This window comes from Ligilactobacillus sp. UO.C109 (assembly GCF_026847815.1).
Taxonomy (GTDB): Bacteria; Bacillota; Bacilli; order Lactobacillales; family Lactobacillaceae; genus Ligilactobacillus; species Ligilactobacillus salivarius.
The window spans coordinates 310,672-336,619 of sequence record NZ_JAPSFH010000027.1; the positions used below are offsets into that span (position 1 = coordinate 310,672).

Sequence of the window (25,948 nt, forward strand, 5' to 3'; positions counted from 1 at the left end):
CTATAATTAGACTTAACATAAAGAGATGAATGTAGGTGGTTTAATGTATGATATTTTGGCAATCCAAAATAAATGGGTCAACAAGTTAGTTTGGCTTCGGCGGCGTGTTATTGTAAGAGCAGTGCAACGAACCTTACTATCCCTGTTTCCGTTTGCTCTTTTAGGAAGCATCGCCAGAGTTGTTTCAATTTCATTTTTATCGGATAAGGGGTTTATCAACAGTATTCTCGCGATGCCCAAATGGTTTCCGGATTTTCGTCTAGTAAAGCTATTATTCAATAACTTTGCGACCTTTACAATTGGTATTTTAGCTTTGCTAGCGGCATACTATTGTGCCAAGTATACGGCTGAATTTTATCGGAAAGATCAGCAAGTAGCAGGTATTACAGGTTTGATCTCTTATTTATTCGTATGTATGGTAAATGTTTCTGAAAATGGAGACGGTATTATTAATTTACCAGTAGACGCGATGATGTTAGGAGCAAACGGAATTCTTTTAGGCTTATTAGTAGGTTACATAACTGGACAAATATTCCGAAAGTTTGGAGGCATTGATTTAAAAAAGGCTAAAAGTCATTCACCAAACGTATTAGAGAAAGCTTTTAATTCACTTTTAGCAATTATTCTTTCATTTCTAGTAGCAATTGTCATTAATGGATTATTGTATCTATTCTTTAGATATGGTGTATACGATGCAATCACTGATTATGTAACAAGCATCTCCCTTAAACATAGCAATTTTTCAATGACGCTATTTGGAACTTTTGTCACAACAATTTTTGCCTGGTTAGGATTTAGTGGACCTTATCAATATCGTTCATTTGTAGATGATAATACCTCTGTTGAAAATCTTAATTATGCATTGAAATATCACTCTGTTTGGGGTGTACCACATCCATTCTCAGAATATTCGCTCTACCACAGTTTTGGGGCTTTTGGTGGAATTGGCTCGATTTTAGCTCTGATTGTAGCGATCTTAATTGTTTCTGGAGCAGGAAGCTATCGTCGCGTTGGTGTGTCTGGCCTAATACCAACACTATTTAATAGTGGGACTTCTGTCATGATAGGACTCCCAGTGATGTTTAATCCTTTATATTTAATACCGTTTATTCTTACTCCGATATTGAATATAGTAATTGCAGCTCTAGCCATTATTGCACATATTATGCCACCAGTTGTTTATCCAGTACCAATGGGGACACCTGGACCTTTAGTAGCTTTTATCGGTACGGGAGGAAATTTTGTAGCTCTAATAATTGGAGTTATTGTCTTTTTTATCGACATTATAGTCTATATTCCTTTTGTTAAACTGAACGAGCAAATATGGTTGAAAATGCAATATATTTACTTGCAAGAAGAAAAGGAGGGCGAGTAAATGACTAAAAAACGAACAAGAATTATCTTATTTGTGACCTTAATTTTTATCATTCTACTCGCAATTCCTTCTTATTTTTGGACTAAGAGTAATATCAAAGAATTAAATGCTTTCTACAATTCTAAGCTTTCGCCGGTAATTATGATTCCAGGAAGTTCAGCCACAGAGAATAGATTTGATACTTTGGTAACAAAACTCAATCAACATACTAGAAATAAACATAGCTTGTTGAAGGTTAAAGTTTGGAATAATGGAAAAATTACCTATAAGGGTAAAATTAAGGCTAATGACAATGAACCAATTATTGTAGTGGGATTTGAAAATAATAAAGATGGTTATAGCAATATAAAGAAACAAGCACGCATGTTTAATCAAGCATTCGCAGCATTGCAAACTCGTTATAAATTTAATAATTTTAAAGGAATTGGTCATTCTAATGGTGGATTAATATATACTGACTTCTTAGAACAGTATTTCAATGAGTATAGTCAAGTTGAGATTAAACGACTAATGACAATTGGTACACCGTATAATTTTGATGAAACGTCTATTTCTAATAAAACAGAAATGTTGGCAGACTTTATTGCGAATAGAGAAAGTATTCCAACCAATCTTACTGTTTATTCGGTGGCAGGGACTGAAACCTATGATTCTGATAGACTAGTACCAGAAAGTAGTGTTTCAGCTGGTAAATATATTTATCAAAAACAAGTAAAGCATTTCACTGAAATAACTGTTACAGGGGAAGATGCAGAACATTCAGACTTACCTCAAAATGATGAAGTTGTAAGCTTAATTGAACGTTACATTCTCGATAATCAGAATCAAGGAATGAACCAAAAAGGAAAGAATCCACAAGATAATTTACAAAAGCAAGATAAAAAATAGATAGTTATGCCGGTTAAAAACTGGTATAACTATCTTTTTTTAGAAATAATAACTTTTTAAATGATTTTGAAAAATAAAGACAAGTTAGATTACAACGAGCAAAAACAAATTTTGAATAATGTATAACAAAAGTTATTGAATTTTATTTCAAATATGCTATACTCTAAGCATTGAATAAAGTAAACATTGATGAAAAAGGGACTATTCATAAGGATAGGTACAGCGAGTCTGGATAGTGTAAGCAGATGTTATTCTGAATAGTTTGGCGTTTTCGGAGTTTATACGAATTAAGTTGCTAGTTTAACTAGAAGTAGGGTGGAACCGCGATGACGAAAGATCGTCCCTATGTAACCAGAGGCGTTGCATAGGAACGGTCTTTTTCTTATGCAACGAGTTTGATTAGCTTTCGAATCATTTATTCAAAGGAGTATTGTAATGACAAAGAAATTAGCATTGCAAGATATTATTTTAACGTTGCAACAATTTTGGGCTAAACAAGGCTGCATGTTGATGCAATCATATGATACTGAAAAAGGTGCCGGAACAATGAGTCCTTATACATTCTTAAGAGCTATTGGACCAGAACCATGGAATGTTGCCTATGTAGAACCATCACGTCGTCCTGCTGATGGTCGTTATGGTGATAACCCTAACCGTTTATATCAACATCACCAATTCCAAGTTTTGATGAAGCCATCTCCAAGTAACATTCAAGAACTTTATCTTGATAGTTTACGTGCCTTAGGTATTGAACCTAAAGAACATGATATTCGTTTTGTTGAAGATAACTGGGAAAATCCATCTATGGGTTGTGCCGGTGTTGGTTGGGAAGTATGGTTAGATGGAATGGAAATTACTCAATTTACTTACTTCCAACAAGTTGGTGGTTTAGAAGTTAAACCAGTTGCTGCCGAAGTAACATATGGTTTGGAACGTCTATCATCATATATTCAAGACGTAGACTCTGTTTATGATCTAGAATGGGCTGATGGTGTTAAGTACGGTGATATTTTCAAGGAACCTGAATATGAACATTCCAAGTATTCATTTGAAGAAAGTAACCAAGAAATGTTACTAAACTTATTTGATACATTTGAAACAGAAGCTAAGAAGCAACTTGCAAATGGACTAGTTCATCCAGCTTATGATTATATTTTGAAATGTAGTCATACTTTCAACTTACTTGATGCTCGTGGTGCAGTATCTGTAACAGAAAGAGCTGGTTACTTATCAAGAATTAGAAATATGGCTAAATCTGTAGCTAAAGTATTCGTAGCTGAAAGAAAGAAACTAGGTTACCCATTAATTAAAGATGAAAAACTAAGACAAGAGTTACTAAAGGAGGAAAAATAATGGCTCATACATTTTTACTAGAAATCGGACTAGAAGAAATACCAGCACATGTTGTTACTCCTAGTGTTAACCAATTAGTACAAAAGACAACAAAATTCTTAAAAGAACAAAGAATAGATTTTGATGAAGTTATCCCATATTCAACTCCACGCCGTTTAACAGTAAAAGTAACAGGCTTAGCTGATAAACAAGCTGACATTGAAGAAGAAGCTAAGGGACCTTCAAAGAAAATTGCTTTGGATGATGAAGGTAATTGGTCAAAAGCTGCTCAAGGTTTCGTTAGAGGTCAAGGCGTAACCGTTGACGATATCTTCTTCAAAGAATTAAAAGGTACAGAATACGTATACGTTAAGAAATTTATTCCTGGCAAACCAGTTACTGAAGTTTTAGCAGGAATGAAAGACGTAGCGATGGACTTAAAATTCCCTACAATGATGCGTTGGGGATCCAATGATTTTGAATATGTTCGCCCAATCAAGTGGTTAGTAGCTTTATTAGATGATGAAGTAGTACCATTTGAAATTCTAGATATTAAAACAGGTCGTACAACTCAAGGACATCGTTTCTTAGGTGAAGCAGTTGACGTTCCATCAGCTGACAAGTACTTAGAAACATTAGAAACACAAAAAGTAATTGCTGATGCTGGAGTTAGAAAAGCAGAAATTCGTAAACAAATTGATGCTTTGGCAACTGAAAATAATTGGAACATTGTTGTTGATGAAGACTTGTTAGAAGAAGTTAACAACTTAGTAGAATATCCAACTGTTTTTGCTGGCAAGTTCAAAGAAGAATACTTGCAAGTGCCAAATGAAGTTTTAATTACTTCCATGAAAGATCATCAACGTTTCTTCTACGTAACAGATAAAGAAGGTAACTTATTGCCAAACTTTGTATCTGTTAGAAACGGTAACAAGGATTACTTAGAAAATGTTATAGCTGGAAATGAAAAAGTGTTAACTGCTCGTTTAGAGGATGCTAAGTTCTTCTATGAAGAAGATCAACAACATACAATTGCTGACTATGTTGAAAGATTAAAGAAAGTTATGTTCCATGATAAGATCGGTACTATCTATGAAAAGATGGAACGTGTAAATCTCTTAGCTAAGTTCCTTGGAAACAAGCTTGGTTTATCTGAAACTGAATTAAAAGATTTAGACAGAGCATCTATGATCTATAAATTCGACTTAGTAACAGGTATGGTTGGTGAATTCTCTGAACTTCAAGGTATCATGGGTGAAATTTATGCTCGTTTACAAGGTGAAGATGACAATGTAAGTACTGCAATTCGTGAAGAATACATGCCAACAAGCTCTGAAGGCGAACTACCTCAAAGTAATGTAGGTGCAGTATTATCTATTGCCGATAAACTAGATAGTATTCAATCATTCTTTGCTGCTAATATGATTCCAAGTGGTTCTAATGATCCATATGCATTACGTCGTCAAGCCTTAGGTATTATCAGAATTGCTTTAGATAAGGGGTGGGATATTTCTCTACCAGTATTACATGCAGCAATTAATTATGCCTATGCTGAACGTGAAGATCTATATAAGAATACTCAGCCAATTGCTAATATTTCTGAAACTGATACTTTTGTAATTGACAGACTAGCACAAGTATTAAGTGGAAATAAATTCCGTCGCGATATTCTAGATGCAGTAGTAGATAAAGCTGATATGCCATTTATTCAAGCATTACAAGCTGCACAAGTTTTAAGTAAACATGCAGAAGATGATAACTTTAAAGAAGTTATTGAAGCTCTAACTCGTGTTACTCGTTTGGCTAAGAAAGCTCCAGAATTTGGTAGCGATGCTGTAGTTGACAGTACTTTATTTGAAAATGATACTGAAAAAGTTCTGGCTGATGAGTTCGCTAAGGCTGAGGCTGGTTATGGCGATGCAGAAATGAATGAAAAATTTGCTATTTTAAGTTCATTGAAAGACAGCATTACAGCTTACTTTGATGCTACTATGATTATGGCAGATGATGAAAAAGTTAAGAATAATAGATTATTGCAATTGGTTAAGATTGCTGAGTTAACAGAAGATTTCGGATCATTAGATAAATTAATTGTAAAATAATACACTTAACGATTTTCATAAATATGATATATAAGAGTTGAAAGGATTTTATGTGCCTTTCAACTTTTTTATTAATGAAAGTATTTTGCTTTACATTTACATAAAAATAGTTTATTATATATCTTGACTATACGCAGTGGGTGTAGTGCGCACTTTTTTGTTGAAGTGAGGTGAGTTAGATTGGCGAGATTAATTCCAGAAGCAACGATTGACGAACTAAGAAGTAATGTCAATATTTTAGATGTTATTAGTCAGTATGTACAATTGCATAAATCCGGTAAAAATTGGTTTGGAATCTGTCCTTTCCATTCAGAAAAGACACCATCATTCTCGGTAAATGAGCAAAAACAGATTTTTCATTGTTTCTCTTGTCACCGTGGTGGGAATGTATTTAAGTTCATTATGGAATTAGAGGGATTATCTTTTCCTGAATCAGTTCAAAGAGTTGCTGAATTGGCAAATTATGATTTAGGAATTTCCATAGATAATTCTGAAAATCAAAATGAAACTTCTGAAAATGGTAAAATTAGGAAATTATATAAGGAAACAACCAAGCTATATCACCATATTTTAGTTAATACAGTGTTGGGAGAACCTGCTTTAGAATATCTGCATAAACGTGGTATTAATGATGATTTAATCGAAGAATTTGAGATAGGATTTGCCCCTGAAAATAATATTTTAGAAGCCTTTTTTAAGGAGCAAAAATTGTATGATTATCAGATTTTGCGAAAATCAGGTCTTTTTATTGAAAGACAAAGCACAGAGCTTGTAGAAAGATTTAATGGTAGGGTAATGTTTCCTATTCGAGACACATCTGGACAAACGATTGCTTATTCAGGAAGATTGTTAGAGAAAAGAGATGATGCTCCTAAGTATTTGAATTCTCCAGAAACTGTTATTTTTAATAAACGCAAAGTTTTATTCAATTTTGATAAAGCAAAAGGTATTATTCGACGTGAAAAAGAAGCAATTTTATTTGAAGGTTTTATGGATGTAATAGCAGCTTATCGATCTGGTATCAAAAATGGAATAGCATCGATGGGAACAAGTTTAACTGATGAGCAGATCTATGCTTTAGATCGGGTAACTTCGCATTTAGTAATTTGCTATGATGGCGATAATGCAGGACAAAACGCAACTAAACGCGCCCTAGAAATTATTGAACCAACTGGGAAATTTAGCTTGGAAGTTATCAAAATTCCTGAAAAACTAGATCCTGATGAATTTACAAAAAAGTATGGTAGTGAGAAGTTTGTTGAATTAGCTCGAAATGATCGTAAAAGTCCATTAGATTTTTATCTAAGCTATTACGAACAAGATAAGAATCTAAATAATGAAAATGATCAACTAGAATACATTCGTGATATTTTACAAGAAATAGCAAAAGTTAGAGATTCTTTGGAACAAGACTTATACCTGAATCGTTTAGCACAAAGGTTTAATGTTGCCAAAGAAAATTTAGACTCACAACTTAGACAAATTCGTGAGAAAATATTTGCTCAAAGAGCTGAAAAGCAAGAGGAACAGAGTTATCAGGCTCAGCAAATACCTAGGACAGTCATCCAAAAAAATGAAGTACAACATTTTTCAAAGGCAGAGAAAGCAGAACGCTTATTATTATATCGAATGTTACATGATAAAAATGTTTGGTTGAGAATTAATGGTATACCAGATTTCAATTTTATTCATGAAAACTATCAAGTCATCTATAATCTGAGTGAAGCATATTTTGACACGCATGATGAGTATGAAGTTGCTGATTTCTTAGATTTTATCAATGAAGATGGATTACGCCAAGTTGTAGTTACATTGGAGATGGGTGACTATGCTGATGAGGTAAGTGAGCAAGAAATTAATGATTGTTTGAGTCTGATAATGAGCCAAACACCATTAGAGGATAAAATAAAAAAAGTTCAAACTGAAATGTTAGAAGCAAAACGTCAAAATGACACGGCAAAAATAACCAAGCTAACAATGGACTTGATTTCTTTATTAAAAGAACAACAAAATGCTAAGTCATTAACAATATAGGAGGAATTTATCTTGGCAAAAGAAATTTTAAAAAATAACCCTGCATTCACAAAAGCTTTACGTGATTTAATTCGTGAATATAAGCCACAAAAACAAGTTAATTATAAGGTACTTACAGATAAGTTAGTTACACCATTTAAGTTGGATGCAGATCAAATGGATCAATTAATTGGTTCTATTGAAGATAGAGGGATTTCTGTTGTTGATGAAAATGGTGAACCAAGTGCTCACAGTTTGAAGGCAGCTACAAAAGAAGCAGAAAAGGCAGAAAATGATAAGGATGTTTCTGCACCATCTGGCGTTAAGATTAATGACCCCGTACGTATGTACTTAAAAGAAATTGGACGAGTAAACTTGTTGACTGCTGATGAAGAAGTAGCTTTAGCTTTGAAGATTGAAGAAGGGGATCAAGAAGCTAAGCAACGTTTGGCAGAAGCTAACTTACGTTTGGTAGTTTCTATTGCTAAGCGTTATGTAGGTCGTGGTATGTCCTTCTTAGATTTAATTCAAGAAGGTAACATGGGACTTATGAAGGCTGTTGAAAAGTTTGATTACCGCAAAGGATTTAAATTTTCAACATATGCAACATGGTGGATCAGACAAGCAATTACTCGTGCTATCGCTGATCAAGCACGTACAATTCGTATTCCAGTACACATGGTTGAAACAATCAATAAGTTAATTAGAATTCAACGCCAAATGTTGCAAGATTTAGGTCGTGAACCAATGCCCGAAGAAATTGGTGCTGAAATGGATATGCCAACTGAAAAGGTACGTGAAATCCTAAAAATTGCTCAAGAACCAGTATCATTGGAAACGCCTATTGGTGAAGAGGATGATTCTCACTTGGGAGATTTCATTGAAGATCAAGATGCAACAAGTCCAGCTGAACATGCAGCTTATGAATTGCTAAAAGAACAACTTGAAAGTGTATTAGATACATTGACAGATAGAGAAGAGAATGTTTTACGTCTACGCTTTGGTTTAGATGATGGACGCACAAGAACACTTGAAGAAGTAGGTAAGGTATTTGGTGTTACTCGTGAACGTATCCGTCAAATTGAAGCTAAAGCATTAAGAAAATTACGTCATCCATCTCGTTCTAAGCAATTAAAGGACTTCTTAGAATAAAATTAAGTAATAGATATAGATAATTGTAGACTCTCTTTGGAATAGACACATTAATGTAAAAAACTTAGTCGTCTATTTTGAAGAGAGTTTTTTTTAATTAAAAGAAGGAGGATCAACAACATCTAAATACAAAACAATGCAACTATAAATTTATTGAAAACAAAATATCCATATATTAAACACAAAAACAGTCATATTTGCTTATTTCTATAAAAAAAGAACTTCCATTTGAGTCAATTAAGATCGGAAGTTCTTTTTATTTGATTCTATTTATTATGTTTTTTAGCTTGTTCAGCTGCAAAGCGTTTATTACCTAAATGTAATTCAACTAATGTCCAAATTAGTAAAGCAATAATAAGCACAATTAATATATAAGCTACTGTGTGTGCTAAGCCAACTTTGTCAGCTGGGAAGAAAGGTTCAAGGTTTTGTGGCAAACCAATCATATTTAAGTAAGTTAGAGAAATAACTGAAATCCAACCAAGGATATTAATCCATAATCTGTTCTTAAATCTTTCACCCATTTCAACTTTGCTACCTGTCATAATAACAAGAGGTAACATTGAGAATGGAAGGGCGAAAGCTAAGAATACTTGTGAGTTATTCATTAAATTATTTAATGCTTCATGTTCTTCAATTGTACTCTTACCACTAGTTAAAGCTACACAGATAAGTACAGGTACTACAGATAATAAACGAGTAATTAATCTTCTAGCCCAAAGTGGCATTCTCAAATGGATAAATCCTTCCATGATAACTTGTCCAGTTAAAGTACCAGTAATAGTGGAGTTTTGACCTGAAGCTAATAAGGCAACTGCGAATAAAGTAGATAAAATACCAGTTCTAGCAGCAGCAGCTAAAAGGCCATTACTCATAACACTTGTATCGGATAATGCTTGATATAATCCAAAGAATGAAGGATCTTCAACAGCACCAGATTTGAAAACAGCAACCCCCATGATAAGAAGAAGGGAGTTTACAACAAAAGCTAAACCTAATTGAATGTTGGAATCCCAAGCTGTAAAACGAACAGCGTTAGCAATATCATCTTCATTATTACGATCAAACTTACGTGTTTGAGAAATTGCAGAATGAAGATATAAGTTATGAGGCATAACTGTTGCTCCAATAATACCTAAAGCACCATTTAATGGGGACATATCATGTACAACTGGATGCTTGGCAAAAGTTTCAGATGTTGGAACTAATCCTTTAAATACGCCACCCCAGTCAGGATTTGATAAAGCAACTTGATAAACAAAAACAAAAAGAATAACAAAAATCAAACAAACAACAATAGCTTCGATTTTTCTAAATCCGACTTTAGTAAGTAATAAAAGGAGTAATACGTCAAAAACAGTAATAAATACGGCAATTATTAATGGAATATCAAATAATAAATACAAGGCAATTGCCGCACCGATAACTTCAGCAATATCAGTAGCCATAATAGCCAACTCAGTTAAAATCCAAAGTACAATACCTAATGCTTTACTAGTTCTAGCACGAATAGCTTGGGCCAAGTCCATTTGGCTTACAATACCCAGTTTAGCAGCCATATATTGTAACAACATGGCAATTAAACTTGATAGTAAGATGACAGACATCAATAGATATTGAAAGTTTTGACCACCAGTAATAGATGTTGACCAGTTACCTGGATCCATATAACCTACAGCGACTAAGGCACCAGGTCCGGAGTATGCAAACAAAGTTTTCCAGAAACCCTTGCCTTTAGGAATTTCTACGGTACCATTGACTTCTTCAAGTGATTTACCGTTAGCATATTGAATCATCTTATGCTTTTTATGATTATTTTCATTGTTTACCACAGTGAAAAACCACCTTTCTTTTCATTACAATGGTAGTATACACCATTTTTTTACACTTTAAAAGATATTTTTAGGTCTACCTTAACTTTTATTATTGTAAATGAAATTTACTAATTTTCATTTTAGTTGGGAAATTTTAAAATTTAGCGTATTATATTAATACGAGGGGTGATTTTTAGATGGTAGAATTACGATTATTGGATTTCTTTTCAATCGATCAACCCAGGAGACAGGCAGTATTACGCCAGATTCTTAAAAATAAAGTAACAAGTTCTTCAATATACTGGGGATTGAGATATAATTATTTATCCTATCTAAATGTTTTTCCTGAATTAGATGAAAAAAACTATGATCGAGCAATTGCACAGTTAATAGAAGAAAATTATCTAAGTAAAAAAGATAACAAATTACTTTTAACCATTAAAGGAAAAAATGCTTTAGATGAATTTAAGCAACAACACTATTTTATTGATAAGCCGCAATTGTTTAATAAATATGATTTGAAACTATGGAAAGAAATTCTACGACTTATGATACAAGTTTTATCAGAATTAAGTTTTGAAAATCGCCGATATTATGTAGTATCTCAGAATTTAAAGGCTCAATTTTACATTAAAAAGTGGCTGTATCAAGAAAAAAGGGAAGTATTAATACCACAATTTAAAGAATACCTATTAGATTTTTTGGAATCTCAACCTAAAGATAAAAGTGATATTTTCATGAATTCCTTTGTTGGACATGGATTACCAGGATATACTATTGAGCAATTAAGTGAATTTACAGGGCTAGCAACTGCTGATATTCAAATTGTCATCGCTGATCTATCTTTAAAATTTGCTGATTATCTTAATCAAAAAGGTGGTGATTTTTCAAAGATTATCAATCTTGTATCAAGATCTCAGGGATTGCCGACTAGCGTAGAGGAGACTTATGCTCTATTACAAAAAGGTTTTACAGTAGAAAAAATAAAGCAAATAAGACGACTTAAGGAAAGTACTATACAAGAACATTTAATCATTGCCTCAATCTTGTCAAATAATTTTGATTATCATCAAGTACTTACTTCTGAAGATCATCGTATTTTACAAAGTATATATTCTGATGATAATCTTGATGATTGGAAATATCAGAATTTAGAATTGTCAGGGCACCAAATACCTTTTTATAAATTTCGTATATATCAAGTGCAACGGAGCAAATTAAATAATGATAGAACATGATTTAAAATTTTATTTAAAGAAATATTTTGGATATTCTTCGTTTAAAGAAGGACAAGAAGAAGTTATTAAAGCTTTAATTGATCAAAAAGATGCAGTTGCTATTTTACCTACTGGAACTGGTAAATCAATGTGTTATCAATTAACAGGGAAACTTCTTGATGGAACAGTTATAATTGTTTCACCGTTACTTTCATTAATCCAAGATCAAGTAGAGCAATTACGATTTCAAGGTGAACGTAGAGTCTTAGCTTTAACTTCTAATTTAACTTATTCTGAAAAAAATTACGCTTTACAGAATTTGCATACATATAAGTACATTTATTTGGCTCCAGAAATGTTTCAAAATAATGAAGTACTAGCAAGATTACAACAACAAAAGATCAGTTTGTTTGTAGTTGACGAAGCTCACTGTATTTCACAATGGGGGCCAGACTTTAGGCCGGATTATTTAGAATTAGGTAAGATACGTGAAAAATTAGGTAATCCACTGACATTAGCTTTAACAGCAACAGCATCGCAACAAATAATTAATGCAATCATGTCGGGACTAGAGTTGGATCAATCAGCAACTAAAGTTGTTCGAAAGTCTGTAGATAGGGAGAACATTTTTTTAAGTGCTTTTAAATTTAATAATGAACAAGATAAGTTAGAGAAGTTGTTTGACTTATTAAATACGATAAAAGGTCCAGGCTTGATCTATTTTTCTAGTAAAAAGAAAGCCAATGAGATAACTGAAAAGATAAAAGTAAAAACTTCATTAAAAGTAGCAGCATATCATGCTGATTTAGATATGAATGATAGATTTATTATTCAACATCAATTTTTGGATAATAAGTTAGATTTAATTTGTGCAACTAGTGCTTTTGGAATGGGGATAAATAAAGAAAATATTAGATATGTTATTCATTATCACTTACCAGGAGAATTAGAATCGTATATTCAAGAAATTGGTAGAGCAGGACGAGACGATAAACAAAGTATAGCTATTTTGCTCTATCAAAAAGGAGACGAAGGAATTCAACAACAATTATCCCTTAATAATATTCCAGATAATCAAATGATAGATTATTACATAAATAATAAACAGCAATTTGCCAAAACAGACAATGAAAGCATTCAATTACTTAATAAAATAAGTAACTTATATTCATCTAAGGAAGAATTACAATCTTTTTTCTTGCAGAGGAAACGACAAAAGTTTAATTCATTGCAGCAAATGCTACAGTATGTTGATACTAAAGAATGTAGAAGGCAGTATATTTTAGATTATTTTGAAGATGATAAAAAAATTGACCATCATGAATTATGTTGTCAAAAACTAAATGATGATTTACCATTAGAAGAACTAGGGTTAATTTTTGATAAAAATGAACAAAAATCTCTAAAGATTGAAGAATTTTATAAAATAATTGATGAAATTTTTAGAACTTAAAGCATTTTTATTGATAAGTTATGGTAAAATGATTGTTGGTATATGTGAGGAGGCGGGATGAATGAATAATAAAAATGATGAAAAACCTTGGGAAAAGACATTTGAAGAAGATCGTGATGAACAGGGTAACTATTCACGAACAGCAAATCGTAGAAATGCCAAAAATAATACAATGTTGACAACATCACTTCTAATCATTTTTATAGTGATAGTTATTGGAACAATTGCATTGTATTTTGTATCACAGAAATCTGAATCTAAGCCTGCTAGTAGCTCTCAAATTAATACAGTGGTTACAAGTAAAAAGGCTAGTGTGAAGGAAAAAACTGCTACTAGTAAGAAAAAGAAAAGTAATACCAAAGATAAATCATCTGTTAAAAGCGTAGATGCAACTGAAGATACAACTACTACTGATAGTCAAGAAAGTACTGTTAGTGAATCTAGTAGTTCTTCTAGCTCTAGCAATAGCGAAGCTAAATACGTAACAATTTCTTCTGGACAAGGAATTTATCGAGTAGCTGTTAATAATGGTCTAACTGTTGATCAATTATTACAATTAAATCCAGGTATGGGCTCAAACTTAAACCCTGGACAACAAGTACGTGTTAAATAATAAAAAGAACAAATATTGGAGTTGGAATTAAGTGGTTAAAAAACTACAAATAGCAATTGATGGACCTGCCTCTGCTGGTAAGAGTACTGTAGCTAAATTAGTAGCTAAGAAATTAGGATATATTTATTGTGATACTGGAGCTATGTATCGTGCTGTGACTTATGCTGCATTAAAGGCAAATATTTCATTAGATGATGACGCAGCTTTAAAGAACTTATTACAAGATTTCAAATTGGAATTTGTACCGGCTGAACCTGAACAAAAAGTTTTTGTTAATGGAGAAGAAGTTACACAAATTATTCGTACTCCAGAAATCACTAATAATGTATCGTTAGTTTCGGCACAACCAAGTGTTAGACAAGACTTAACTCATCGCCAACAAGAAATTGCTGATAACGGTGGTATTGTTATGGACGGTCGTGATATTGGTACAACAGTATTACCAAATGCTGAAGTAAAAATCTTCTTAGTTGCTAGTGTTGAACAAAGAGCATTAAGAAGATATAAAGAAAATGTTGCTAAGGGTATTGATACACCGTTAGAAGTGCTTGAAAAAGAAATTGCTGAAAGAGACTATAAAGATTCTCATCGCAAGATTTCTCCATTAGTTCAAGCTAAAGATGCTGTTAAGGTTGACACAACACCGTTAACAATTGATGAAGTTGTTAATGAAATTATGAATATTATTGAAGAACGCAATCATTAATAATGTAAAAATAAAAGTCAAAGAATACCAATTTTGATATTCTTTGACTTTTTAGTTTTGATCAAAATATGTATCTAATCCTTGTTTAATATCATCAGCAACACTATCTTGATAACTAGTAGAAGTAATTCTTTCGAAATCTCTATCTGAATTAATATATCCCATTTCAAGTAAAACTGCTGGTACAGTATTTTCACGAATTACAAGAAAATCACCAAATTCAACCCCACGATTTTCTAATTTTAAGTATTTTAATTTACTGTTAATGTCTTGTGCTAATCTCAAAGACGTTTTCTTGTGATAATAGTAAGTAGTATATCCTGACCCCATGTTATTTTCTGGAGCAGAGTCAAAATGAATACTAATAAAGGCATCCGCATGTACATTTTCTGCTAGTTGTGGCCGACTATTCAAACTTACAAAACTATCATCATCTCGAGTCATATAGACCATCGCTCCAGCCTTTCTTAATCTTTCTGCTAATTTTTTAGCATAGATAAGCGTATATGTCTTTTCATTTTTATTTGTACGAGATAGGGCACCTGAATCAGAGCCACCATGTCCAGCATCGATTACGATAGTAGCATCTGATAAACTAGTAATTTTATTTTGTTGTTGAAAGTTCCAATCTTGAATCCAACCAACTTCTCTCTCTGAAGTTTTGACCTTTTTCCAATGATATTTAGTTGAAAGAACTGTAACACGATCGCCCATATTTAAAGTACCTAGGTTTTTGCTAGATGTGTTATAAGATTGATATATAATTGCTTTATTAATCAGTGGTACCTGACGAATATAGTGAACAGTTCTGAATGTTAATATTGAAAATAGGATAATAATTATAAGGTATAGGATTTTTAAATCTATTCGAGATAATAGAATTTTTTTATAATCTTTCATAGTTCATTAACTCCCGTAAAGTCTCATATGTTAGTAATTATACGATAAGATTGGACAATGATAAATTACAGATTAGTTAAAAATAATAAATACATAGTCCATCTTTAGTAAAATTTTATAAGAATAAATATCTAGCCCTAATCTTTAAAGTATGCTATATTAACGATATATATGTATTTTATAAGGGGGATTTGGCTTGTCTGAATCACAAGTTGTAGAAAAAGATTTTTATCTTAAAAATGCCAATATTGCACCTGCTTTATTTGGGATAAATGATAGCTATTTAAAACTCCTTGAAGAAAGTAAAAATGTAACCATTAACCCGTTTGGTGATTATATAAAAATTTCTGGTAATCAAGAAGATATTATTGAAACTCAAGAAATATTAAGTGAGCTAGTAAAATTATTAAATCAAGGGATAAATCTGAGTGAAGCCGATATTGTTTCTGCAGTAAAAATGGCTGAAAAAGGAACATTAGAATATTTCCAAGATTTATATAGTAATACATTATTGAAAGATCGTGCTGGACGACCTATTAGGGTAAAGAATTATAGTCAACGTCAGTATGTACAAATGATTAAAAATAATGATTTAACCTTTGGTATTGGACCGGCCGGAACAGGTAAAACTTACTTGGCCGTTGTAATGGCAGTGGCAGCATTAAAACGTCGTGAAGTAGATAGATTAATTTTAACTAGACCAGCTGTGGAAGCAGGTGAATCACTCGGTTTCTTGCCTGGAGATTTAAAAGAAAAAGTTGATCCTTATCTTCGCCCAATATATGATGCGTTGAATTCAATTTTAGGTGTAGAACATGTTGAACGTCTTATAGAAAGAGGCGTTATTGAAATTGCACCCCTAGCTTACATGCGTGGTCGTACTTTAGATAAAGCATTTGTAATTTTAGACGAAGCTCAAAATACTACTAGAGCACAAATGAAAATGTTCTTAACACGTTTAGGTTTTGGTTCTAAAATGATTGTCAATGGTGATGCTTCTCAAATCGATTTACCGAAGGGACATAGTCAAAGTGGTTTAGTAGATGCAGAGAATCGCTTAAAAGGTTTACCACATATTGCTTTTGTTAATTTTGACGCTAATGACGTTGTTCGTCACCCAGTAGTGTCCGAAATTATCCGTGCATATGAAAACAATAATTAACTAAGGAAGGTATAAATGGATTTAGAAATTTTTGATGATACTAATAGTGTACCTACTGAAAAAATTCAGTTGGTTAAGGATATTTTAGAGTTTTCCGGAAAATATCTTGAACTTCCAGAAGATACAGAAATGTCTGTAACTCTTATGAATAATGAACAAATTCATGAGATAAATCTAAAATATCGTGGTGTAGATAAAGCAACAGACGTAATTAGTTTTGCAATCGAGGAAGATGATCCTGATGAACTTCCAATTATTTTACCAGACGATGTAGATTTTGAAGAACCTAAAAATATCGGTGATATGATGATTTCAATGGATAAAGTGAAAGAACAAGCTGAATATTTAGGTCATTCAGAAGATCGTGAACTTGGTTTCTTAACTGTCCATGGTTTCCTTCATTTAAATGGATATGATCATATGAAAGCTGAAGACGAAAAAGTTATGTTCAAATTACAGAGAGATATTTTAGATGCCTATGGTCTCAAAAGATAAAAAGAAATACGTAACTAAATGGAAGAATCGTCGTTTTATCAAATCACTAACTTATGCCATTAAAGGGGTTCAAACCGTCTTTAATGAAGAACGTAACTTCAGATTTGATGTTTTTGCTTTATGTATGGTTATCATTGGAGGCTTATTTTTCAAAGTTTCGATTGTAGAGTGGTTGTGGTTACTACTTAGCGCCACTTTAGTTTTGACAGCAGAAATTATTAATTCTGCGATTGAAAATGTAGTAGATTTAGCTACTGATCTAAAACCCAATAAGTTAGCTAAAAAAGCTAAGGATATGGGAGCAGCAGCTGTTTTGATAATAGCTATTTTTGCGACTTTAGTAGCAGCTATGATCTTTCTACCACGAATATATTTTTGGATATTAACATTTTGAAAGGACTTTTAATTAATGCAAAATAATTTTCATTCTGGCTTTGTAGCAATTTTAGGTAGACCTAATGTTGGTAAATCTACCTTTTTAAATCGAGTAGTTGGGCAAAAAATTGCAATTATGAGTGATAAAGCTCAAACAACTAGAAATAAAATTCAAGGAATCTATACAGAGGACAATGCACAAATTGTTTTCATTGATACACCTGGTATTCATAAGCCACACAGTCGTTTAGGTGACTTCATGGTAGAATCTGCATTATCCACTTTAAATGAAGTTGATGCTGTATTATTCATGGTAAATGCAACTCAAAAACGTGGTCGTGGTGATGATTTCATCATTGAACGTTTGAAGAATGTTAAAAAACCTATTTATTTAGTAATAAATAAGATTGATCAAATTCATCCAGATAAGTTATTACAAATAATGGATGACTATCGCAATACTTTGGACTATGCAGAAGTATTTCCTATTTCTGCTTTGGAAGGAAATAACTGCCCAGAATTAATTGAATCTTTGGTAAATACTTTGCCTGAAGGTCCACAGTACTATCCTGCTGATCAAATTACTGATCATCCTGAAAGATTTATCGCTGGTGAGTTGATTCGTGAAAAAGTCTTAGAATTAACGCGTGAAGAAGTCCCACACTCAGTAGCTGTTGTTGTAGATAGAATCCATCGCGAAGATGATGAAAAAGTTTTAGTTCAAGCTACAATTGTAGTAGAAAGAAACAGTCAAAAGGGTATTATCATCGGGAAAGGTGGTAAGATGCTTAAACAAATTGGTGTTAAAGCACGTAAAGATATTGAATTAATGCTTGGTGATAAAGTCTATTTAGAATTATGGGTTAAAGTACAACCCAACTGGAAAGATAGACAAGTAGATTTACAAGCACTTGGCTATAAACAAGATGATTATTAATAATTAACATAATAAGGCGTTGAAGAAAATCTTCTTCGCTTTTTTTGTAAGTAGGTGCATGGAAATATGATTTACAAGAATGTGGAATTTTCGGCAATTGTTACTAAAAGAAAAAATTATCGTGAACGAGATATGCTTGTTACTATGTTTACCGATAAGTATGGATTCAAAACTTTCTTTGTTAGAGGCGTTAGAAAGCGTGGATTTAAATTGGGAGCAGCAATTTTGCCATTTACGCATGGAACATACATAGGAAGTATTAATAGTGAAGGACTATCTTTTATAACCGCAACAAAGGGTATTGATCAATTTCAAAGTATTAATCAGGATATTATTTTAAATGCCTATGCAACTTACATTTTAGAACTTGTTAAAGCTGCTTTTGAAGATTCTATTGATGTAACCAATACTTTATGGTTTGAGAAGGTATTGAAAGCTTTAAGCTTAATCAACGATGGATTTGATGCTCAAATTATTACTAATATTATAGAAGTTCAATTATTAGGGAAATTTGGGGTACAGCCTAATTGGCGATCTTGCGTTATTTGTGGAGAGACTCAAAGCCAATTTGATTATTCTGAAAGTTATGGTGGTATTTTATGTCGAAAACACTGGTATATGGATAAGAATAGGTTAAATTTAGATCAAAGGACAATGTATTATTTACGCAAATTTAGTATTGTAGATTTAAACTATCTTAACTCAATTAAAGTTAATGCAGATACTAAAAAAAGGTTAAAATTAACATTAAATGAGATTTATGATAACCAAGTAGGTATCTATGTAAAAGCACGTAGTTTCATTGATAAAATGACAAAAGTCGAGAATAATTTATTGAAAAAAGATTAAGTTAACAATTATTAATTGATTGTCAATATTATAAATACTATCCTATAAACATAAGATAATTTTAAGAATTATAGTGTTGTAATATTTCTGTAAAAGTTGTAATCTTATTAATTGAAAAGACAAAAGTTAAAATTTGTCTTATCCTTGATTTTAGGGAGGTATGAGGGGAATGCGAGAGAGATTAGGAGAGCTAATGCAAAAAGATGCAGTTAAATTTGTAGGTAGAACCATCTTTTACTTTTTAATTTTAGCAGCATTAGTTTACCTATACAGTTATAGTGGTATCGATCAACCACACTTCATCTATAACGAATTTTAGTTAGGAGATATATTAATGAATATTATTAAAAAGATTGATAATTGGGGAACTACCTCTCCCAATAAAATCGCCTATGACTATCTAGGCACTACAAATACTTATGCTGATTTAAAAAATTATTCTGATAAATTAGCTACATATTTAAATCAGTTAAACTTAGATACTAAAAATCCAATTATGGTTTTTGGTGGACAAGACTTTAATATGATTGCTACATTTTTAGGAATTGTTAAAGCTGGTTATGCTTATATTCCTGTTGATACACATTCACCAGTAGAAAGATTAAATGTTATCAATGACATCGCTAAACCAGCTGCATGTATTGCTGTTGAAGAACTTCCAGAAGGTTTTAACGGCCTTGAAAGTTTACCAATTGTAGATCAAGCTAAGTTAGAAGATATCTTTTCAAATGGCGACGTAGTAATAAATGAAGACAAATATGTTAGTGGAGACGATAATTTCTATATTATCTTCACATCTGGTACAACTGGTGTACCTAAGGGTGTACAAATTAGCCATGATAATTTGTTAAGTTTCTTAGATTGGATGGAAAAAGACTTTGGAATTAAAGAAGATGTAAACTGCATTTCTCAACCTCCATATTCCTTTGATTTGTCAGTAATGGACTTATATCCAACTCTTACTAGAGGTGGAAAATTATTAGTTCTTCCTAAAGAAACAACCGATAATTTTAAAGAATTATTTGCTACTTTACCAAAGTTGCATGCTAATGAATGGGTTTCAACACCTTCTTTCATGGATCTATGCTTGTTAAATCCAGCATTTAATGAAGAAAATTTACCAGAATTAACACATTTTCTATTCTGTGGTGAAGAATTAACTCATCAAACAGCGCAAAACTTGCATACTCGTTTTCCTAATGGACATATCTTTAATACTTACGGTCCAACTGAAACGACAGTCGCTGTTACACAAGTTGAGATAACAGAACAAGTTTTAAATGATTATCCACGTTTACCAATTGGTATAACAAAAGATGATACAAAGATTGTATTGCTAGATGATAACTTAAAAGAAGTTGCTGCAGGAGAAGCTGGAGAAATTGTTATTTTAGGACCAAGTGTATCTAAAGGATATATCAATAATCCTGAAAAAACTCAAGCAGCGTTTATTGATTTCCAAGGTCAAAAAGCTTATCGTACTGGAGATTTAGGGCAATTTGATGAGAATGGTCAATTGTTATACAAGGGTCGTATCGATTTCCAAGTTAAGTTACATGGATTCCGTATCGAACTTGAAGATGTTGATCATCATCTCGATAGAGTTAGCTTGGTATCTCAAGCAACAACTGTTCCAAAATACGATAAAAATCATAAAGTTCAACAATTGATTGCTTATGTCGTAGCTAAAGAAAATGATTTTGAAGATGAATTCAAATTAACTCAAGCAATCAAAAAAGAATTAAATGAAACAATGATGAGCTATATGATGCCTCAAAGATTTATCTATGTAGATTCATTACCATTAACAAATAATGGTAAAATTGATCGTAAGTCTTTAATGAAAGAGGTCAATAAATAATGTTAAATTTGCAACCATATCAAAACCCAACTTATTTTGGTTACTTAGCAGTCGCTTTATTACCAATAATGATAGGCATATTATATGGTCGTCGCTTCAAATGGTATGAAACTCTGGTAACACTTGCTTTTCTAGTATTAACCTTTGGTGGTGATAAATGGTGGCAAGGGTTAATGTTGATCTGTTACATCATTTACGAAATGATACTAACTTTTGGTTATTTCAATTATCGGAAAAAGAAAAATAGTGGTGTTATCTTTGTTTTAGCAGTTATTTTATCTATTCTGCCATTAGTTATTGTGAAAATAACACCTGCGATAGATGCAGGTAAGGAATCGATCATCGGATTTTTAGGTATTAGTTACTTAACCTTTAAAACTGTTGGTATGATTATGGAAATTAGAGATGGAATTATCAAAGAATTAGGGTTATGGGAAACATTGCATTTTATTTTATTTTTCCCAACAATCTCTTCAGGTCCTATTGATCGTTTTAGAAGATTTAAAAAAGATTACGATGCCGTTCCAGAAAGAGATAAGTATTTATCACTTTTAGAAAAAGGTGTGCATTATATCTTTTTAGGATTCCTATATAAATTCTTGTTAGCTTATTTCTGGGGATCATACTTATTACCAATAGTAAGAATTCATGCTTTAGGACATGGTGGCATTTCTTGGTGGTTAGTTGCTTATACTTATGTATATTCCATGGACTTATTCTTTGACTTTGCAGGATACAGTTTATTTGCAGTTGGTACAAGTTACATCATGGGATATGAGACCCCTATGAACTTTAATCAACCATTTAAGTCCAAGAATATTAAAGATTTCTGGAATAGATGGCATATGACTTTATCATTTTGGTTCCGTGATTACATTTATATGAGACTAGTTTTCTTCATGATGAAGAATAAACTTGTTAAAAGTAGAATAGCAATGGCCAACATTGGTTACCTAACTTTATTCTTAATTATGGGATTCTGGCATGGTGTAACCTGGTACTATATTGTTTATGGTATTTTCCATGCGTGTGCAATCATTATTAATGATGCTTGGCTAAGATTTAAAAAGAAACATCGCAAGTCAATTCCAAGTAATAAATTCACTGAATACTTTGCAATGTTCCTAACATTCAATGTTGTTTGTTTTAGTTTCTTAATTTTCTCAGGATTTTTAAATGAACTATTTTTTATGAATAAATAATTTGAAAGAGGTTTTTAAAAATGAAAGATACAGTTTTAGATATTTTAGAAGACTTAACAGGTAGTGACGAAGTAAAGAAAGACTTAGATGTAAACTTGTTTGAAACAGGTTTATTAGACTCAATGGCAACTGTTCAATTATTGCTAGAATTGCAAACACAATTAGGTGTTGATGTACCTGTTTCTGAATTTGAACGTAGCGAATGGGATACACCTAATAAAATTATTGCAAAGGTTGAAAATAACTAATCATGAAGAAAAAACTATTTCTAATATTTGGACCACTAGTATTAGCAGCAGTCTTATTGGCAGTAGTTTTAGTAACACCATTTAACTTTACCAAACCAGATTCTGAAGAAATTCATGAAGCTTCTTTGTCACAATCAAATAATATTTTCAAAGGAACTGCTGTAAAAAAAGCAGCCTTTGAACAAAATTATGTACCTTTCATGGGTTCTTCAGAATTATCCCGTATGGATGCCTTCCATCCAGCATCAATGGCTTTGAGATATCATCGAGATTATCAACCATTTTTACTGGGAGCAGCTGGTTCACAATCATTAACACAATTCTGGGGAATGCAAGGTGTTAATAATGAATTAAAAAATAAAAAAGTTGTTTTCATTATTTCTCCACAATGGTTTGTTAAGCAAGGAATAAATCCTGCTGCTTTCTCTATGTACTATTCAAATTTAGAAGCTGTTACTTGGTTAAGACAAGCAAATAATTCTAAAATGGATAGATATGCTGCGCAAAGATTGTTAAAAATACAAAAAAATCATTCAGATTCTTTTTTGAAAGATTGTATTGAACAAATTGCTAATGGTAAAAAACTTTCGGCTACTCAAAAAACTTATCTTGATTTGAAATATAATCAGTTAACTCATGAAGATCAATTTTTCTCAACTCTTTCTTTAAAAAATAGGGTTAAGAAAATTAAGAAAGCTAGTAAGAAACTACCAGCTAAAGAAGACAACGCAGAACTTGAATCTTTAGCAACTAAGTTAGGTGAGAAAGCAACTACTAACAATGATTTTGGTATTTCTAATAAGTTTTGGAATCGAGAGTTAAAAGATAAGTATAAACGTTTAAAAGGTGAACAAAGTAACTTTGACTACGTATCTTCACCAGAATTTGGAGATTTCCAATTGGTATTGAACCAATTCGCTGAAAATAATAATGATGTTCTCTTTATAATTCCACCAGTTAATGAAAAATGGTCTAACTATACAGGATTATCAAAGAGTATGCTTCGTCAATTTGATAAGAAGGTCACTTACCAATTACGTGAACAAGGATTTAATAATATTCTTGATTTAAGTAATGATGGTGGCAAGCCATACTTTATGCAAGATACTATCCACTTAGGTTGGCATGGTTGGTTAACCGTGGATAAATCAGTTAAACCATTTTTAGATGGTAAAGATAAAGTTAATAAAAATAATAATTACAAAATTAATAACTATTTCTACAGTGATCAATGGCAAAAAGCTGAAGGTCAAGAATTAAACAATATTATTAAATAATAAAAATTAGAGGACTTGAATAAACTATTTCAAGTTCTCTATTTTTTTATTGTAAAATATTATTGAAAGGTGGGACTTACTATGGAGAAACCTAAAGTAGCATTTATATGTGTTCATAATTCTTGTCGTAGTCAAATAGCAGAAGCTCTAGGTAAATATCTCGCTGCAGATGTTTTTGAAAGTTTTTCTGCTGGAACTGAGACAGTACCTCAAATTAACCAGGATGCAGTTCGTTTAATAAAAGAAATATATCAAATTGATATGGAAGAAACACAGTCTTCCAAGTTATTATCTGAACTACCACAAGTAGATATAGTAATTACAATGGGCTGCAATGTTAATTGTCCTGTAATACCATGCAAATACAGGGAAGATTGGGGACTAGATGATCCTACTGGAAAAGAGGATGCTGAATTTCTAAAAACAATCCACCTTATCCATGATAATATACTTAATTTATCAGAAAGAATTTCCAAAAATGAACTTTTAGCTAAATAATAACAAATCTCATATACTCAATATGTGAAATTTTTACAAAGATATAACTGATATTAATTAATAATCTAATGTATCAATTTTGTTTTAAAATTATTAAATTTTATATTTTTCAAATTACAAGATAGTGATATAATAATAAGTAAAGATGTTTTGTGGTAACAAAACGTCACAAATCGTGTATTTTGACTGGAATTTGCTATTAATTTAAGTTAAAATAACATGTATAGTTATAGTCGTTAAGGAGGACATTGTCCATGAGTGAAACAGAAGCAAACTTATTAGAAGAAGCTTTGAACAGCGTTAAAGAAGTTAAAGTTGGAGACGTTGTTAAAGGTGAAGTATTAACAATTGATGAATCTAACCAAGTTATCGTTGGTATCGAAAACACTGGTGTAGAAGGTGTTGTACCTGTACGTGAATTAAGCGTAAATGCTGATAAAGTTGCTGACACATACAAAGCTGGTGACATGTTAGATTTAGTTGTTATTGCTCGCATTGGGTCAGATAAAGAAGGTGGAAGCTACTTATTGTCTCAACGTCGTTTAGAAGCACGTAGAGTGTGGAACGAAATTGAAGATAAGTTCAAAGCTGGCGAAACTATCAAGGCTCCTGTTACACAAGTTGTAAAGGGTGGTTTAGTTGTTGATGCTGGTGTTCGTGGTTTTGTACCTGCATCAATGGTATCTGACCACTTTGTTGAAGATTTAAACCAATTCAAAGGTCAAGAACTTGAACTTAAGATTGTTGAAATCGAACCAAGTGATAACCGCTTAATCTTATCTCGTAAAGAATTAGTACAAGCTGAACGTGAAGCTAAGCGTCAAGCTGTTATGGAAAAACTTGTTGCTGGTGACGTAGTTGAAGGTAAGGTAGCTCGTTTAACAAACTTTGGTGCATTTATTGACCTTGGTGGTGTTGATGGTTTAGTTCACGTTTCTGAAATTTCTTACGAACGTGTAAACAAACCTGCTGATGCATTGAAAGTTGGACAAGAAGTTAAAGTTAAGGTTCTTTCTGTAGACGCAGAAAAAGGTAGAATTTCTCTATCTATCAAACAAACATTACCTGAACCATGGGAACAAGTTCCTGAACAAGTTGCTGAAGGTGACGTTCTTGAAGGTACAGTTAAGCGTCTTACAAGTTTCGGTGCATTTGTTGAAGTATTACCAGGTGTTGAAGGTTTAGTACACATTTCTCAAATCTCACACAAGCACATTGCTACACCTAACGAAGTATTAACTTCTGGCGAAAAAGTTCAAGTTAAAGTATTGAGCGTTGACGCAGCAGATCATCGTCTAGCTTTATCTATTAAAGCATTACAAGAAAAACCAGCAGTTGAAAAGAAAGAAGTAGCTCCTAAGAAGGAAGAAAAAGTAGAAATTCCTGAAGAAGATACAGGATTTACTTTGGGTGACATTGTTGGTGACCAATTAAAAGACGAACAATAATTTGTTAAAAATTAACTTTTAACTTAGAGAG

Annotated in this window: 24 protein-coding genes; 22 read left to right on the plus strand and 2 right to left on the minus strand. The window is 32.2% G+C overall.

Annotated elements, in window-relative coordinates; translation table 11 throughout:
- The first annotated feature begins 43 nt into the window (after nt 1–43).
- The 6 genes from OZJ21_RS05765 to rpoD all read left to right on the plus strand — a co-directional run bounded on the left by OZJ21_RS05765 (nt 44) and on the right by rpoD (nt 8,862).
- On the plus strand, nt 44–1,375 hold the full coding sequence (locus OZJ21_RS05765; protein ID WP_268857565.1) for a PTS transporter subunit EIIC: 1,332 nt from the start codon (nt 44–46) through the stop codon (nt 1,373–1,375).
- Complete coding sequence (locus tag OZJ21_RS05770) at nt 1,376–2,263, plus strand: alpha/beta hydrolase (protein WP_034998033.1); 888 nt, start codon at nt 1,376–1,378, stop codon at nt 2,261–2,263.
- Nucleotides 2,264–2,698: 435 nt separating this feature from the next.
- Nucleotides 2,699–3,616: a glycine--tRNA ligase subunit alpha gene (gene glyQ, locus OZJ21_RS05775; protein ID WP_003700278.1), complete on the plus strand. Its 918-nt coding sequence runs from the start codon at nt 2,699–2,701 to the stop codon at nt 3,614–3,616.
- Nucleotides 3,616–5,697 (plus strand): glycine--tRNA ligase subunit beta, encoded by a 2,082-nt coding sequence (gene glyS / locus OZJ21_RS05780; RefSeq protein ID WP_268857566.1) that lies wholly within the window; start codon nt 3,616–3,618, stop codon nt 5,695–5,697. Before glyQ ends, glyS begins: the two co-directional genes overlap by 1 nt.
- A gap of 180 nt (nt 5,698–5,877) precedes the next feature.
- Nucleotides 5,878–7,731 (plus strand): DNA primase, encoded by a 1,854-nt coding sequence (dnaG, locus tag OZJ21_RS05785; protein WP_223688798.1) that lies wholly within the window; start codon nt 5,878–5,880, stop codon nt 7,729–7,731.
- A 24-nt stretch (nt 7,732–7,755) separates the two neighbouring features.
- A complete protein-coding gene (gene rpoD, locus OZJ21_RS05790) occupies nt 7,756–8,862 on the plus strand; it encodes an RNA polymerase sigma factor RpoD (RefSeq protein ID WP_372785466.1) in 1,107 nt (368 codons plus the stop codon).
- Between the two features lie 266 nt (nt 8,863–9,128).
- Here rpoD and OZJ21_RS05795 read toward each other — a convergent pair whose 3' ends face one another.
- The gene (locus OZJ21_RS05795) at nt 9,129–10,694 is read right to left on the minus strand and encodes an Nramp family divalent metal transporter (protein ID WP_069469259.1); all 1,566 of its coding nucleotides are present in this window, start codon (nt 10,692–10,694) and stop codon (nt 9,129–9,131) included.
- Nucleotides 10,695–10,873: 179 nt separating this feature from the next.
- Between OZJ21_RS05795 and OZJ21_RS05800 the strand changes: the two genes are divergently transcribed.
- From OZJ21_RS05800 to cmk, 4 genes are all read left to right on the plus strand, one after another.
- A complete protein-coding gene (locus OZJ21_RS05800) occupies nt 10,874–11,914 on the plus strand; it encodes a helix-turn-helix domain-containing protein (protein WP_095842076.1) in 1,041 nt (346 codons plus the stop codon).
- Entirely contained in the window at nt 11,901–13,346 is a 1,446-nt protein-coding gene (locus OZJ21_RS05805; protein WP_095842077.1) for a RecQ family ATP-dependent DNA helicase, read from the plus strand. The genes OZJ21_RS05800 and OZJ21_RS05805 overlap by 14 nt, the downstream gene beginning before the upstream one ends.
- Nucleotides 13,347–13,407: 61 nt before the next feature.
- Nucleotides 13,408–13,959, plus strand: a complete 552-nt coding sequence (locus tag OZJ21_RS05810; protein ID WP_095842078.1) for an SAG1386/EF1546 family surface-associated protein — start codon at nt 13,408–13,410, stop codon at nt 13,957–13,959.
- Nucleotides 13,960–13,990: 31 nt separating this feature from the next.
- Entirely contained in the window at nt 13,991–14,665 is a 675-nt protein-coding gene (gene cmk / locus OZJ21_RS05815) for a (d)CMP kinase (protein ID WP_003706313.1), read from the plus strand.
- A gap of 51 nt (nt 14,666–14,716) precedes the next feature.
- On the opposite strand, the gene OZJ21_RS05820 is transcribed toward cmk, so the two are convergent.
- Nucleotides 14,717–15,565 carry an N-acetylmuramoyl-L-alanine amidase gene (locus OZJ21_RS05820; RefSeq protein ID WP_095842297.1) on the minus strand — a complete coding sequence of 283 codons (849 nt, stop codon included), beginning with the start codon at nt 15,563–15,565 and terminating at the stop codon, nt 14,717–14,719.
- Between the two features lie 196 nt (nt 15,566–15,761).
- Here OZJ21_RS05820 and OZJ21_RS05825 point away from each other — a divergent pair, with 196 nt between their 5' ends.
- The 12 genes from OZJ21_RS05825 (at nt 15,762) to rpsA (ending at nt 25,917) form a co-directional block, all read left to right on the plus strand.
- Entirely contained in the window at nt 15,762–16,727 is a 966-nt protein-coding gene (locus OZJ21_RS05825) for a PhoH family protein (RefSeq protein ID WP_095842298.1), read from the plus strand.
- A 15-nt stretch (nt 16,728–16,742) separates the two neighbouring features.
- Nucleotides 16,743–17,222, plus strand: a complete 480-nt coding sequence (gene ybeY, locus OZJ21_RS05830) for an rRNA maturation RNase YbeY (RefSeq protein ID WP_095842299.1) — start codon at nt 16,743–16,745, stop codon at nt 17,220–17,222.
- Nucleotides 17,200–17,616 carry a diacylglycerol kinase gene (locus OZJ21_RS05835; RefSeq protein WP_003700252.1) on the plus strand — a complete coding sequence of 139 codons (417 nt, stop codon included), beginning with the start codon at nt 17,200–17,202 and terminating at the stop codon, nt 17,614–17,616. The genes ybeY and OZJ21_RS05835 overlap by 23 nt, the downstream gene beginning before the upstream one ends.
- Nucleotides 17,617–17,631: 15 nt before the next feature.
- Nucleotides 17,632–18,534 carry a GTPase Era gene (gene era / locus OZJ21_RS05840; RefSeq protein ID WP_069469267.1) on the plus strand — a complete coding sequence of 301 codons (903 nt, stop codon included), beginning with the start codon at nt 17,632–17,634 and terminating at the stop codon, nt 18,532–18,534.
- Between the two features lie 66 nt (nt 18,535–18,600).
- Nucleotides 18,601–19,383, plus strand: coding sequence for a DNA repair protein RecO (recO, locus tag OZJ21_RS05845; protein ID WP_003700249.1), 783 nt, complete (start codon nt 18,601–18,603; stop codon nt 19,381–19,383).
- Nucleotides 19,384–19,552: 169 nt separating this feature from the next.
- Nucleotides 19,553–19,702: a teichoic acid D-Ala incorporation-associated protein DltX gene (locus tag OZJ21_RS05850; RefSeq protein ID WP_003706303.1), complete on the plus strand. Its 150-nt coding sequence runs from the start codon at nt 19,553–19,555 to the stop codon at nt 19,700–19,702.
- A 15-nt stretch (nt 19,703–19,717) separates the two neighbouring features.
- On the plus strand, nt 19,718–21,244 hold the full coding sequence (gene dltA, locus OZJ21_RS05855; RefSeq protein WP_268857567.1) for a D-alanine--poly(phosphoribitol) ligase subunit DltA: 1,527 nt from the start codon (nt 19,718–19,720) through the stop codon (nt 21,242–21,244).
- Complete coding sequence (dltB, locus tag OZJ21_RS05860; protein ID WP_268857568.1) at nt 21,244–22,446, plus strand: D-alanyl-lipoteichoic acid biosynthesis protein DltB; 1,203 nt, start codon at nt 21,244–21,246, stop codon at nt 22,444–22,446. The genes dltA and dltB overlap by 1 nt, the downstream gene beginning before the upstream one ends.
- 20 nt (nt 22,447–22,466) lie before the next feature.
- On the plus strand, nt 22,467–22,694 hold the full coding sequence (dltC, locus tag OZJ21_RS05865; protein ID WP_003701982.1) for a D-alanine--poly(phosphoribitol) ligase subunit 2: 228 nt from the start codon (nt 22,467–22,469) through the stop codon (nt 22,692–22,694).
- Between the two features lie 2 nt (nt 22,695–22,696).
- Nucleotides 22,697–23,971 (plus strand): D-alanyl-lipoteichoic acid biosynthesis protein DltD, encoded by a 1,275-nt coding sequence (gene dltD / locus OZJ21_RS05870; protein WP_003700243.1) that lies wholly within the window; start codon nt 22,697–22,699, stop codon nt 23,969–23,971.
- Between the two features lie 81 nt (nt 23,972–24,052).
- Nucleotides 24,053–24,469: an arsenate reductase ArsC gene (locus OZJ21_RS05875; protein ID WP_095759697.1), complete on the plus strand. Its 417-nt coding sequence runs from the start codon at nt 24,053–24,055 to the stop codon at nt 24,467–24,469.
- Nucleotides 24,470–24,723: 254 nt separating this feature from the next.
- On the plus strand, nt 24,724–25,917 hold the full coding sequence (rpsA, locus tag OZJ21_RS05880) for a 30S ribosomal protein S1 (RefSeq protein ID WP_268857569.1): 1,194 nt from the start codon (nt 24,724–24,726) through the stop codon (nt 25,915–25,917).
- Nucleotides 25,918–25,948 lie beyond the last annotated feature (31 nt).